The organism is Variovorax sp. GW458-11-26-14-LB1, assembly GCF_059423965.1.
The window spans coordinates 105,835-119,215 of sequence record NZ_JBWKYW010000004.1; the positions used below are offsets into that span (position 1 = coordinate 105,835).

Below are 13,381 nucleotides of genomic sequence, written 5' to 3' on the forward strand. Positions count from 1 at the left end.
CAGGTCAGCCCGTGTTGCGCAGCCCCGCCGCCACCCCGTTGATCGAGATGTGGATGCCACGCTGCAGCCGCTCGCCGCCGTCGCCCGCGCGATAACGCCGCATCAGCTCGACCTGCAGGTGGTGCAGCGGGTCGATGTACGGGAAGCGGTGGCGCACCGAGCGCTGCATCTCGGCATTGCCCTCGAGCCGCTGCTTGGCGCCCGTGATGAGCGTGAGCGCATCCGAGGTGCGTTGCCACTCGGCCTCGATCATCGAGAACACCTTCTGGCGCAGCTTGCGGTCGGTGACCAGCTCGGCATAGCGCGAGGCCAGCGCGAGGTCGCTCTTGGCCAGCACCATGTCCATGTTCGACAGCAGCGTGCGAAAGAACGGCCACTGCACGTACATGCGCTGCAGTAGCGCCTGGCGCTCCTTCTTGCCCGCGGCGGTGCCGGCGGCGGCCAGGAACTGCTCCACGCCCGAGCCGAAGCCGAACCAGCCCGGCAGCGTGAGGCGGCACTGGCCCCAGCTGAAGCTCCACGGCACGGCGCGCAGGTCGTCGATCTTGTGGCTCGGGTTGCGCGAGGCGGGGCGCGAGCCGATGTTGAGCTCGGCGATCTCGCGGATCGGCGTCGAGCCGAAGAAGTAGTCGCCGAAGCCCGGGGTCTCGTACACCAGCTTGCGGTACGCGGCCATGCTCGCGGTCGACAGTTCGCCCGCGGCCGAGAGGAAGTTCGCGGGTGCCGACTTGCCCTGCGGCAGCAGCGTGGCTTCGAGCGTGGCGGCCACCAGCGTCTCGAGGTTGCGCCGGCCGATCTCGCGGTTGGCGTACTTCGAACCGATGACTTCGCCCTGCTCGGTGAGTCGGATCTGGCCGCGCACCGTGCCGGGCGGCTGCGCGAGGATGGCCTGGTAGCTCGGGCCGCCGCCGCGTCCCACCGTGCCGCCGCGGCCGTGGAACATGCGCAGGCGGATGGGGTTCTTTTTCTTCTTGTTCAGCTCGTCGAACAGCGACACCAGCGCGATGCCCGCGCGGTACAGCTCCCAGTTGCTGGTGAAGATGCCGCCGTCCTTGTTGCTGTCGGAGTAGCCCAGCATCACGTCCTGCTCGGCGCCCGAGCGTTCGATGAGCGCCTGGATGTTCGGCAGCGCGTAGAAGGCACGCACGATGGGCGCGGCATTGCGCAGGTCTTCGATGGTTTCGAACAGCGGCACCACGATCAGGTCGCAGGTCGCGTTGCTGTCCATCGCACCGCGCAGCAGGCCCACTTCCTTCTGCAGCAGCAGCGCCTCGAGCAGGTCGCTCACCGTTTCGGTGTGGCTGATGATGTAGTGGCGGATGGCGGCCGCGCCGTAGCGCGCACGCGCCGTGCGGGCGGCTGCGAAGATGGCCAGCTCGCTTCGGGCGAGCGGCGAGTAGTCGGCGTCGGGCACGCGCAGTGGGCGCGCGTCGTCGAGCAGCTTGAGCAGCAGGGTCTGCTTGGCCTCTTCGGCCAGCGATGCATACGAAGGCTCGATGCGCGCGGTGGCCAGCAGCTCGGCGATCACGGCCTCGTGCTTGTCGGAACTCTGGCGCAGGTCGACCGTGGCCAGGTGGAAGCCGAACACTTCCACCGCGCGGATCAGCGGACGCAGGCGCGGCGCCGCGAGCACGGTGCCGTGCTTCTCGACCAGCGACTCTTCGATGGTGCGCAGCTCCGCCAGGAATTCTTCGGCGTTCGCATACGGGTTCTGCGGCGCGACCGCATGGCGCGCGGCCTCGCCGCCGCTGAGTTCGCGCAGCGTGGCCGCCAGGCGCGCGTACACGCCGGTGAGGGCGCGGCGGTAGGGCTCGTCCTTGCGGTGCTCATTGGTGTCGGGCGAGCGCTCGGCCAGTGCCTGCATCTCGACCGACACGTCGACCAGCGTGGCCGACAGCGACAGCTCGCCGCCCAGGTAGTGCACCTCGGTGAGGTAGTGGCGCAGCGCGAGTTCCGACTGGCGGCTCAGCGCGTACTCGAGCGTTTCGGCCGTGACGTTGGGGTTGCCGTCGCGGTCGCCGCCGATCCACTGGCCCATGCGCAGGAAGGGCGCGACCGAGGGCGTCTGCCCGCCTTGCACCAGCGCCTTCTCGAGGTCGGCGTACACGCGCGGGATTTCGCGCAGGAAGGTGGCTTCGTAGTAGCTCAGCGCGTTCTCGATCTCGTCGGCCACCGTGAGCTTGGAGAAGCGCAGGATGCGCGTCTGCCAGATCTGCGTGACGCGGATGCGCACCTGGGTTTCGTTGTCGGCCAGCTCGATGGGCGAGAGCGCGTCTTTTCCGCTCGCGTAGGCGTTCTGGCGCAGCTTGATCTCGTCGCGCGTGGTCAGCAGCAGGGCGATGGCGCGCTCGGCGTCGAGGATGCTCTTGCGCTGCACTTCGGTCGGGTGCGCCGTGAGCACGGGCGACACGTAGCTGTGGGCCAGCGAGGCGACGATCTCGTCGGGCTTGATGCCGGCCTTGCGGATGCGGGCCAGGGCGGTCTGCAGGTCGCCGTCGGCCTGCACGCCTTCGCGCTCGGCCTCGGTGCGGCGGCGGATCTGGTGGCGGTCTTCGGCCAGGTTGGCCAGATGGCTGAAGTAGGTGAAGGCGCGGATCACGCGCACCGTTTCGGCGGCGCTCAGGCCCTTGAGCAGATTTTTCAGCGCGCGGTCGGCGGCGTGGTCGGCGTCGCGCCGGAACGACACCGACAGGGTGCGGATCTTCTCGACCAGCGCGTAGGTTTCGTCACCCTCCTGCTCCCGGATCACGTCGCCGAGGATTCGGCCCAACAGCCGGATGTCGTCGATCAATGGCTGGTCTTCGGTCTGGCGGCGCTTGGCGGGAGATGCAGGAGTCTTGCTGGCTTTCATTCGATGTTGTTCCTGGGGACTTGAATGGACGCGCCGCCTCCGTTGCTGCGGCGCAACATGCTAGCATTCCAGAGGTCAGAAACCATGTACTTTTTTGGGAGCGATCTTGAGCAACATCGTGATCGCCACGCGCGAAAGCCGGCTGGCCCTGTGGCAGGCCGAACACGTGCAAACGCTTTTGCAAGAACGAGGCCACAGCGTCAGCCTGCTGGGCATGACGACCCGTGGTGACCAGATCCTGGACCGCACGCTGAGCAAGGTCGGCGGCAAGGGCCTCTTCGTCAAGGAACTCGAAGCCGCGCTCGAAGACGGGCGCGCCGACATCGCCGTGCATTCGCTCAAGGATGTGCCGATGGAGCTGCCCGAGGGCTTCACGCTGGCCTGCGTGCTGGAGCGCGAAGACCCGCGCGACGCGCTGGTGTCGCCGCGCTACGCCTCGCTCGACGAGTTGCCGCAGGGCGCGGTGGTCGGCACCTCCAGCCTGCGTCGCGTGGTGCTGCTGCGCGCGCAGCGGCCCGACCTGCGCATCGAACCGCTGCGCGGCAACCTCGACACCCGCCTGCGCAAGCTCGACGAAGGCCACTACGACGCCATCGTGCTGGCGGCGGCCGGGCTCAAGCGGCTGGGCCTCGAAGACCGCATCCGCGTCGCCTTCGACCCCGACACCATGCTGCCCGCTGCCGGGCAGGGCGCCCTCGGCATCGAGGTGCGCGCCGACCGCCAGGACCTCATCGACCTGCTGGCGGCGCTGGCCCACAAGGGCGACTGGCTCAGTACCACCGCCGAGCGCGCCGTGAGCCGCGCGATGGGCGGCAGCTGTTCCATGCCGCTCGCGGCCCATGCGCGTCGGCAGGCCGACGGCACGCTGCGCATCGACGCCGCCTGGGGCGACCCGGAAGGCGATGCGCCGCTGGTGCGCGTGCATGCGCAGGCCGAGGCCGGCGACTTCGCGGGGGCCGATGCCCTCGGCCAGCACGCCGCCGGGCTGCTGCGCGACGCCGGTGCCCACTGATCACGGTGGGCGCCGAGCGATGCGCGCGGGGCCTGTCATCGTCACGCGGCCCGCGCACGAAGCGGCGGCGTGGGTTCGTGATTTCCAGTCGGCCGGGCTCGAGGCCGTGGCGCTGCCGCTGATCGCCATCGCGCCGGCCCTCGATGTGGAACCGCTGCGCGCCGCGTGGGCACGGTTCGCGGACTACGCGGCGCTGATGTTCGTGAGCGCCACCGCCGTCGATCACTTCTTCCAGCACCGGGGCACCTCGACCCTCGCCGGTTGCCGCTTCTGGGCCACCGGCCCCGGCACCGAGCGCGCATTGCTGCGCGCCGGCGTGCCGCCCGCCGCCATCGACGCACCGCCACCCGGTGCCACGCGCTTCGACTCCGAGGCGCTGTGGGCGCTGGCCCACGGACAGGTGTCGCCGGGCGTGCGCGTGCTCATCGTGCGCGGTGGCGACGAGGCCGGCCAGCCGGCCGGCCGCCAATGGCTGGCCCGCGAGATCGATGCCGCCGGCGGCGTGCGCGACACCGTCGTGGCCTACCGGCGCCTGGCGCCCGCGCTCGACGAGGCACAGCGCCGCATCGCGACCGAAGCCGCCGCGGGACACGGCATCTGGCTCTTCAGCAGCTCGGAAGCCATCGGCAACCTGCAGCGCGCCATGCCGGGCACCTCGTGGCAGGCCGCGCGCGCCATCGCCACCCATGCACGCATCGGCGAAGCCGCGCAGGCCGCGGGTTTCGGGGCGTTGCGTGTCTGCACACCCCTGCGGGAAGCGCTGATCGCGTCGATAGAATCCTTCGCATGAGCGCCGCGTCCCCGTCCGACGACCTTTCTCCCCCTTCCGCCGCCCCGGTGCAGGTGCCCGCCACGGTGGCGCCGCACCAGACGCCCGCCGCCCAGGCGGCCGCGGCCACCCTGCTGGCGCGCATCGGCATGGGCCTCGTGGCCCTCGTGGCGCTGATCGCGCTGCTGTCGACGATCGCGCTGTGGCAGAAGGTCGGCGGCATGAAGGAACAGCTCGCGCGCCAGAGCGCCGAGGCCACCGCCCAGTCGATGGAAGCGCGCACGCTGGCGCGCCAGGCCAGCGACACGGTGCGCGACGCCGCCGCCCGCGTGGCCCTCATCGAGACCCGCGTGGCCGAAGTCGCGCTGCAGCGCTCGCAGCTGGAAGAACTCATTCAAAGCCTCTCGCGTTCGCGCGACGAGAACCTCGTGATCGACATCGAATCCGCCGTGCGCCTCGCGCTGCAGCAGGCGCAGGTCACGGGCAGCCTGGAGCCGCTGCTCGCCGCGCTCAAGGCCGGCGACCTGCGCATCGCGCGCGCCGCGCAGCCGCGGCTCGCGCCCGTGCAGCGCGCCATGCAGCGCGACGCCGACCGCCTGCGCAGCAGCGCCAGCACCGACAGCGCCGAAGCCCTGCAGAAGCTCGACGAGCTGGTGCGCAGCGTGGACGACCTGCCCACGCTGAACGCGGTGGCCGTGCGCGGCAACGGCGTCAACGCCTGGCGGCCCGAACCCATTCCGGCCGATGCGCCCTGGTGGCAGCGTGTGCTGCTGACGATCCGCGGCGAGGCCCGCTCGCTGGTGCGCGTGGGTCGCATCGAGAGCCCCGAAGCCGTGCTGCTGGCGCCCGAGCAGTCGTACTTCCTGCGCGAGAACCTCAAGCTGAAGCTGCTCAACGCGCGGCTGTCGCTGTTGTCGCGCCAGATGGATGCCGCGCGTGGCGAACTGGGCCAGGTCACCGCGTCGCTCAACCGCTATTTCGATCCGGCCTCGCGCCGCACGCAGGCCGCGGCCACGCAGCTGCAGCAACTGCAGCAGCTCGTGCGCAGCACGGAGCCGGTGCGCATCGACGACACGCTGGCCGCGCTGACCACCGCGGCCGCAGGGCGCTGATCCGTTCATGCGCGCTGCAATCTGGCTCCTCGCGCTGTTCGCCGTTGCTGCGGCGGTGGCGCTCTTTGCCGGCAACAACCAGGGCACGATCACCGTGTTCTGGCCGCCGTGGCGGGTCGACCTTTCGCTGAACCTCGTGCTCGTGATCCTGCTGCTGACCTTCGTGCTGCTGCACGTCGCGTTGCGCGCGCTCGCGGCGCTGTTCTCGCTGCCCACGCAGGCGCGCCACTGGCGGCTGCAGCAGAAGGAACGCATGCTGCACTCCGCCTTGCTCGATGCGATGGTGCAGCTGATCGCCGGCCGCTTCTCGCGCGCCCGCAAGGCCGCGCAGGCCGCACTCACGCAGGAAAAGACACTGGCCGCGCTCGGCGCCGAGCTGCCGCAGGCGCAGCAGGTGCGCGTGCTGTCGCACCTGCTGGCCGCCGAAAGCGCGCAGGCCCTGCAGGACAAAGCCGCGCGCGACGCCCACCTGCAGCAGGCCCTCAACGAAAGCGCCGACCGCACCGTGCTCGCGAGCCCCGAAACCCGCGAAGGCGTGCAACTGCGCGCCGCACGCTGGGCGCTCGACGACCGCGACCCGACGGCCGCGCTCGCACGGCTCGAAGAACTGCCGCAAGGCGCGCAACGCCGCACGCTGGCGCTGCGGCTGCGGCTCAAGGCCGCGCGCCAGGACCGCCGCACGGTCGAGGCGCTCGACACCGCGCGCCTGCTGGCCAAGCACCGCGCTTTCTCCGACGCGGCGGCGCAAAGCATCGTGCGCGGCCTCGCGACCGAACTGCTGACCGGCGCGCACGATCCGGCGCAGCTGCTGCGCGCATGGTCCGAACTCGATTCGGCCGAACGGCAGATGCCCGAGGTGGCCATCCACGCGGCCCAGCGCATGGTCGCGCTGCGCGGTGACCTGGCGCTGGCACGCGGCTGGCTGCTGCCGGCCTGGGAGCGCATGGTGGCGAACCCGCGCGGCCTTGGCGACGGGCTGCGCGTGAAGCTCACGCGCGCGCTCGAGGCGGGGCTCGATTCGGTGGATGCCGACTGGCTCGCGCGCATCGAGAGCGCGCAGCGCAACAACCCGCGCGACGCCAACCTGCAGTACCTCGCCGGCATGGCCTGCATGAAGCGCCAGCTCTGGGGCAAGGCCCAGCAGCTGCTCACGCAGGCCGGGCTCGGCTTGCAAGACCCCGACCTCTACCGGCGTGCCTGGCTCGCGCTGGCCCAGCTGGCCGAGGCGCGCGAAGACCACGCGCAGGCGGCCGACGCGTGGAAGCGCGCGGCGCAGGTCGACAACACGCCCTGAGCGTTGCCTCGGTTCGCCGGCTTCAAGAGCACGCGGATTCCTTTGCGGTCGCCAGGCCTGTTGTTCGCACCGACGGCTTGCCGTTGCCGAAGATCAGCAGGCTGAGGCCGGCCAGCACCCACACCCCGATCCCGCCGTAGAGCATCACCCAGCCGAAGCTGTGCACCAGCGCCGCATGCACGGCGGCGCCCGACGGATCGACCTGTGACAGCACCGGAAAACTCTCGGGCAGCGACGCAAAGCTGCCCGCCGCGACCTTCTCGGCCAGCGCGCGCAGCTGCACCGCATCGAGCGACGCGGACAAGGCCTGCTTCAGGTGCGCGTGAATGCCTTCGAGCAGCAGGAACCCCATCAGCGCAATGTTGATGGCCAGCGTGATCAGCCGCGCGCTCATGTCCATGCCCGAGGCCATGCCCGCGCGCGCGCTCGACACCGAGCCGGTGGTGGTGTTGGTCACGGGCGTGTTCGTCAGCCCCAGCCCGATGCCGGCCAGCAGGCAGCCGGGCAGCAGCGTGAGCCAGCTCGCATGCGCCACGCCGCTGCCCCAGCGCATCGCGATGAAGCCCAGGCCGATCACGAACAACCCCGCCGGGATGACCACGCCGGGCCGGTAGCGCATCGACAGCCGCTCGGCCAGCGGCGGCAGCACCAGCGTGGGCAGCGTGTAGGCCAGCAACGCCGAGCCTGCCGTGACGGCGTCGTAGCCCAGGCCGCTCTGGAAGTAGATCGGCAGGTAGATCATGAACGGCCAGAAGCTGAAGTTCATGCCGATGGAGCCGACGATCGAGCCCGAGAAGTTGCGGATGCGAAACACCGAGAAGTCGAACATCGGGTGCGGGTTGATCTTCTCCACCCACACGAAGACCGCGAAGCAGGCCAGCGTCGCCACGAGGATGCTGATGGCCACGGGGCTCGCGAACCCAAGGCCCGGCCCCTGCGTGATGAAGTACGTGAGGCCGAACACCGCGAGCGACAGCGTGACGATGCCCGGCAGGTCGAGCCGCTTCGCATCGGGGTCGCTGGACTCTTCCACGCTGCCCAGGACCAGCGCCAGTGCCACCACGGCCAGCGGCACATGGACCAGGAACACCCATTGCCAGCTCGACAGCGCCACGATCGCGCCGCCGACGATCGGCCCGAAACCCAGCCCCATGCCGAACACCACGCCCCAGATGGCGAAGGCCTTGCTGCGCTCCTTGCCTTCCTGGAACTGGTGTGAGAGCACCGCGAGCTGGCAGATCAGCATCGCGCCGCCGGCCAGGCCCTGCAGGAAGCGGCTGACGATCAGCACCGGCGCATTGCCCGCGACGCCGCAGGCCAGCGAGGTGGCGCCGAACAGCACTACGCCGACGATCAGCACGCGCTTGCGGCCGTAGCGGTCGGCCAGCGTGCCGGCGGCCATCAGCACCGTGGTGCAGGCGATGGTGTAGGCGTTCATGATCCACTGCATGTCGCTGAAGTCGCCATGCAGTGATTTTTCGAGCGTGGGAAGAATGACCGGCACGCTGGAGATTTCCAGGCCGAACATCAGGGCAATCAGGCAGACCGCGGACAGGGCGATCCGGTTCTTGCCGGCAGGGGAGAGGGACATCGGACGGTTTCCAAAAAGGCAGAGCGGCCGATTCTGGTGAAACCCTCTTCATGATGGAAATGATTTGATTTCCTAGAATTCATTAGGAAACATCATTGATCAAAACTCGCCATGGACTTCGACCCCACGCTGTTGCGCGCCTTCGTGGCCGTCAAGGAAACCGGCGGCTTCACGCGCGCCGCCGAGCGCCTGCACCTGACCCAGTCGGCCATCAGCCACCAGATCCGCAAGCTCGAGGAGCAGGTGGGCCGGCCGCTGCTGCACCGAACGACGCGCCGCCTCACGGTGACCGAGGACGGTGAAGACTTCCTGCGCTACGCAACGCAGATCCTGGACACGCTCGACGCGATGACGCGGCGCTTTCAGCCCTCGCCGATCTCGGGTGTGGTGCGCTTCGGCGTGCCGGACAACTTCATGGGCGACCGCCTGCCGCCGCTGCTCTCGCAGTTCGCGCGCGGGTTCCCGGCCGTGCGCATGGAGGTCTGCGTGAGCATGCACACCGACTTGCGCGCGGCCATCCGCGCCGGCGAGCTCGACCTCGCGGTCGTGATGTCGCCGCCCGACGTGGTGGAGGGCACCTGCCTGCGGCGCACGCAACTGGTGTGGGCCGCGGCCGAGGCCTTCGAGGCGCCGAAGGGCGCATCGCTGCCGCTGGCCTTCTTTCCGAAGCCGTGCGTCAACCGGCAGGTGGCCGGGTCGGCGCTCGACCTCGTGTCGCTCGACTGGCACGTGGTCTTCACTTCGGCCAGCCCGCAGGGCATTCGCGCGGCGGTGCTGGCGGGGCTCGCGGTGACGGTGCTCACGCGCGAGGAGGTGGAGCCGGGCATGAAGATCGTCGACGGCCGCTACGGCCTGCCACCGCTGCCGAGCGTGAACTTCTCGCTGATCTGGAGCGAGAACGGCAAGACGCCCTGTGCCTGCCGCTTCGGGCAGCTGATCCTGGAGATGCCGGACCTGCCCGGTGTCGAGGCGCTGCCACCGCAGGCCTGAATTCCGAAGCAAAAAAAACGGCGCCACGAAGGCGCCGTTTTCATTTGCGAGGAGGCAGGGCTCAGAGCGAGCGCTGCTGTTCCTGCGGCTGCTGTTGCTGCTCGAACGGCAGCGACATCGAACCGAGGTCGCGGCGGGTTTCGACCAGCACCAGCGGACCTTCGTCGAGCACGATCACCGGCGGGCGCTCGCGCGGCACGTGCACCGGCTTCGGCTCGGCGGCGATCGCGGCGCGCGCCTGCGCGATGCGCTCGGCATCCGAGTTGACCCACTGCAGGCCCGAGCTTTCGGCGATCTGCGCGAGTTCGTTCAGCGGCAGTTCGAAGGCCTGCACCTTGGGCAGTGCGCGGCCGTTGCCGGCGGGTGCTGCGGCTGCGGGCTTGGCTGCGGCTTCGACCACGATAGGCGCTGCGACGGGTGCCGGTGCGGGCGCGGCGGGGCGCTCGAAGCGCGGCTGCTCTTGCACCTGCGGTGCAGGTTCGCGCACTTCGACAGCGGTGGCCACCACAGCCACGGCAGCGGCTTCCGCCACCAGCGGCAGTTGCTGCTGCGGCTGGCGTTCGGCCTGGCCTTCGGCAGCCACGGCGCCTTCGGCGACCGGTGCGGCGTCTGCGCCGTTGGCTTCGTTGCCACCGTTGCCGGCGTCGTCACGCGGACCGCGTTCGCGGCGGTCACGGCCGTAACGGTCGCGCGAACGGCCGCGGCGCTCTTCGCCTTCGCGGCGCGGGGCTTGCTGCTCGTTGCCTTCGTTGTTGCCTTGCTCGGCATCGCCGGCGGAGGCCGATTCGGCCACGCGTGCGTCGCCTTCGTTGGCGGCAGGCGCGTCGTTGCGGCGCTCGCGGCGGCCGTCGTTGCGCTCGCCGCGCGGGCCGCGCGACTCGTCGCCACGGCCGTTGCGGGGCTGGCGTTCGCCGTCGCCGGCGGTGGCTTCGTCGCGCGGCTGTTGCTGCTGCGCGTCGCCGTTGCGTTCACCGCGCTCGTTGCGTTCGCCGCCACGTTCACCACGCTCGCCGCGCTCGCCACGTTCACGGCGCTCGCCGCGGGCGCGCGGTGCGCGTTCCGCTGCGGCATTGCCGTTCTCATCGCCGCCGGGTGCCGGCTGCTGTTGCTGCGCGTCGAGGTTCAGGTTGCCGTCGAGCAGGGCTTCGGCCGGCGCGTTGCGGCCTTCGCCACCTTCGCGGCGCTCGCCGCGACCGCCACGGCGTTGTTCGCCGTCGCGCGGGGCGCGTGCTTCACGGGGCTCGCGTTGCTCGCGTGCCGGGTTGGTGCTGTCGTTGCGCTGCTCGGTGTTGCGAGCCTCGCCGCGGCGTTCGCCGCCTTCACGGCGCTCGCCGCCGCGTCCGCCACGGCGGTCGCCGTCGCGTCCGCCCGAACGGCCGCCGCCTTCGCCACGGCCTTCGCCGCCGCGTCCGCCACGGCGCTGTTCGCCGTCGGCGCCGCGCGCACCGCGCGTTTCGCCATCACGGCCCGGGCGACCGCCTTCGCGGCGGGGCTTCGGTGCTTCGACCGGAATGGCGCTGGGGGCCGGTGCCGGTGCGGGCGCCGGCGAGGCGCCGCCGAAGAAGCTCTTGATCCAGGCCATGAAGCCGGTCTGTGCCGGGGCCGGAGCGACCACCGCGGGCGGGGCCACCGGGGCGGGCGCGGGCGCAGCGCGCACCGCTTCGGGCTTGGGCGGCACCACGGGCGCGGGTGCGTCGGGCAGCACGCCCTTGATGACCGGCGTCTGCTTGTTGGTGGGTTCTTGCGAACGGCGCGTGACCGAGGTCGGGTCTTCGATCTCGTCGGCCATCTTGTAGCTGGCTTCGATGTGATCGAGGCGCGGATCGTCGTGCTTCAGTCGCTCGAGCTTGTAGTTCGGCGTTTCGAGCGTCTTGTTGGGCACCATCAGCACGGTGACGCGCTGCTTGAGCTCGATCTTGGCGATTTCAGGGCGCTTTTCGTTCAGCAGGAACGAAGCGACTTCCACGGGCACCTGCACATGCACGGCGGCCGTGTTGTCCTTCATGGACTCTTCCTGAATGATGCGCAGGATCTGCAGCGCGCTCGATTCGGTGTCGCGGATGTGGCCCGAGCCGCCGCAGCGGGGGCAGGGGATCGACGAGCCTTCGGACAGTGCCGGCTTCAGGCGCTGGCGGCTCATTTCCATCAGGCCGAACTTGCTGATCGAGCCGAACTGCACGCGGGCGCGGTCTTGCCGGAGCGCGTCGCGCAGGCGGCTTTCGACTTCGCGGCGGTTCTTCGACTCGTCCATGTCGATGAAGTCGATGACGATCAGGCCGCCCAGGTCGCGCAGGCGCATCTGGCGGGCCACTTCGTCGGCGGCTTCGAGGTTGGTGCGGGTGGCGGTTTCTTCGATGTCGCCGCCCTTGATGGCGCGGGCCGAGTTCACGTCGACCGACACCAGTGCTTCGGTGTGGTCGATCACGATGGCGCCGCCCGAAGGCAGCTGCACGGTGCGGGCGTAGGCCGACTCGATCTGGTGCTCGATCTGGAAGCGGCTGAACAGCGCCGCGTCGTCGCGGTAGCGCTTCACGCGGGCGGCATGCTCGGGCATGACGTGCGCCATGAACTGCTGCGCCTGGTCGTAGATGTCGTCGGTGTCGATCAGGATGTCGCCGATGTCGTGATTGAAGTAATCACGGATGGCGCGGATGACGAGCGACGATTCCTGGTAGATCAGGAAGGCGCCCTTGCCGCCCTTGGCCGCGCCGTCGATCGCGGTCCACAGCTTGAGCAGGTAGTTCAGGTCCCACTGGAGTTCGGGCGCCGAGCGGCCGATGCCGGCGGTGCGCGCGATGATGCTCATGCCCTTCGGGTACTCGAGCTGGTCCATCGCCTCCTTGAGTTCGGCGCGGTCGTCGCCCTCGATGCGGCGCGACACGCCACCGCCACGGGGGTTGTTGGGCATCAGCACGACATAGCGGCCGGCCAGCGAGATGAAGGTGGTGAGGGCTGCGCCCTTGTTGCCGCGTTCTTCCTTTTCGACCTGGACGGTGAGTTCCTGGCCTTCACGGATCACGTCCTGGATGCGGGCCTGGCTGGCCGACACGCCTTCGGCGAAGTACTGCTTGGAGATTTCCTTGAACGGCAGGAAGCCGTGGCGGTCTTCGCCGTAGTCGACGAAACAGGCTTCGAGCGACGGCTCGACGCGGGTCACGACCGCTTTGTAGATGTTGCCCTTGCGCTGTTCGCGCCCTTCGATTTCGATTTCGTAGTCGAGCAGTTTCTGCCCGTCGACGATGGCCAGGCGGCGTTCTTCGGCCTGCGTGGCATTGATCAGCATCCGCTTCATGATGCGTTGTCCTTATATGTATCGTTCTACCGGCTCATGACGAGCCAACGATGCACGGACGACGCCCGCGAAACCAGGGAATTGCCGCTTGGCCCCGGATGCTGTGACTGCCGCGCCAGGCGCGAACAGGCCTCTCGAGCGTCAGCTCAAGAAGACAGCCGGGGTGGGGGCGCGTGGATGGGCGCGAGCCAGATTCGGTGTTGGGTGGCTGCCTTTTTGACAGCCGGTTGCGCAAGGGTGGCGCGCACTGCGGGCGATTCAATGCCTGAGGCGACTGGTCGAAACCAGGTCGACCAGCGCAGGCATATTTGAATCAGCAGCATCAACACAACAAGGGACTCGCTTCGATCCGCCTGCAGCTTGGAAGCTGCAGGCTGGGTATTCCGTATCGGTGTTTCGTGGGTGTCGGCTTGACTTGGGTGCCTGGCCTGCCACTTTGCGCGATTGCGCGGGGTTTGCGGGCTGGACGC

Annotated in this window: 8 protein-coding genes; 5 read left to right on the plus strand and 3 right to left on the minus strand. The window is 69.6% G+C overall.

The features are described 5' to 3' along the window. Positions 1-4: 4 nt before the first annotated feature. Complete coding sequence (ppc, locus tag AC07YS_RS04420; protein WP_495261039.1) at positions 5-2,851, minus strand: phosphoenolpyruvate carboxylase; 2,847 nt, start codon at positions 2,849-2,851, stop codon at positions 5-7. A 106-nt stretch (positions 2,852-2,957) separates the two neighbouring features. Between ppc and hemC the strand changes: the two genes are divergently transcribed. Genes hemC through AC07YS_RS04440 form a run of 4 tightly spaced genes read left to right on the plus strand, consistent with a single transcriptional unit; the run spans position 2,958 to position 7,038 of the window. Next, complete coding sequence (hemC, locus tag AC07YS_RS04425; RefSeq protein WP_495268234.1) at positions 2,958-3,863, plus strand: hydroxymethylbilane synthase; 906 nt, start codon at positions 2,958-2,960, stop codon at positions 3,861-3,863. A gap of 19 nt (positions 3,864-3,882) precedes the next feature. Further along, positions 3,883-4,653 carry a uroporphyrinogen-III synthase gene (locus tag AC07YS_RS04430; protein ID WP_307694831.1) on the plus strand — a complete coding sequence of 257 codons (771 nt, stop codon included), beginning with the start codon at positions 3,883-3,885 and terminating at the stop codon, positions 4,651-4,653. Further along, positions 4,650-5,744, plus strand: a complete 1,095-nt coding sequence (locus AC07YS_RS04435; RefSeq protein WP_095949583.1) for a uroporphyrinogen-III C-methyltransferase — start codon at positions 4,650-4,652, stop codon at positions 5,742-5,744. Before AC07YS_RS04430 ends, AC07YS_RS04435 begins: the two co-directional genes overlap by 4 nt. Before the next feature lie 7 nt (positions 5,745-5,751). Next, positions 5,752-7,038: a heme biosynthesis protein HemY gene (locus AC07YS_RS04440; protein ID WP_062482750.1), complete on the plus strand. Its 1,287-nt coding sequence runs from the start codon at positions 5,752-5,754 to the stop codon at positions 7,036-7,038. 22 nt (positions 7,039-7,060) lie between these two features. Here AC07YS_RS04440 and AC07YS_RS04445 read toward each other — a convergent pair whose 3' ends face one another. Continuing rightward, the gene (locus tag AC07YS_RS04445; RefSeq protein ID WP_495268235.1) at positions 7,061-8,629 is read right to left on the minus strand and encodes an MFS transporter; all 1,569 of its coding nucleotides are present in this window, start codon (positions 8,627-8,629) and stop codon (positions 7,061-7,063) included. Positions 8,630-8,740: 111 nt separating this feature from the next. On the opposite strand from AC07YS_RS04445, the gene AC07YS_RS04450 reads away from it, so the two are divergent. Continuing rightward, a complete protein-coding gene (locus AC07YS_RS04450; RefSeq protein WP_495261035.1) occupies positions 8,741-9,619 on the plus strand; it encodes a LysR family transcriptional regulator in 879 nt (292 codons plus the stop codon). Positions 9,620-9,680: 61 nt separating this feature from the next. On the opposite strand, the gene AC07YS_RS04455 is transcribed toward AC07YS_RS04450, so the two are convergent. Beyond that, positions 9,681-12,911 (minus strand): Rne/Rng family ribonuclease, encoded by a 3,231-nt coding sequence (locus AC07YS_RS04455; RefSeq protein WP_495273682.1) that lies wholly within the window; start codon positions 12,909-12,911, stop codon positions 9,681-9,683. Between the last annotated feature and the right edge of the window lie 470 nt (positions 12,912-13,381).